General features: G+C 44.5%; 1 pseudogene. It reads right to left on the reverse strand.

From position 1 onward, the window contains the following. Positions 1-227, reverse strand: a pseudogene (locus AB4512_RS22965) (C4-dicarboxylate ABC transporter substrate-binding protein); the annotation flags it as partial.

A 227-nucleotide genomic window follows, 5' to 3' on the forward strand; every position in this document is an offset into this window, starting at 1 on the left:
CCAATGCTTGAGTAGAACTTAGGCCAAACTGACTTAGTCACCTTGCTGATCCACTCTTGCTCGTTGTCTGCTGGGTCTGTGAATACCATGCCTTTCGCTTGTAGCTCTTCACGGATCTTGTTTTCCGTATTTTCTAGATAAGCAAAACTGTGCTCTGTCGCTTCCTGACCTGCTTCAAGAATGATTTTTTGCATTTCAGGAGTCTGTTGTTGGAAGACCGTTTCACT

This window comes from Vibrio sp. 10N.222.52.B7 (assembly GCF_041474275.1).
Classification (GTDB): Bacteria; Pseudomonadota; Gammaproteobacteria; order Enterobacterales; family Vibrionaceae; genus Vibrio; species Vibrio crassostreae_C.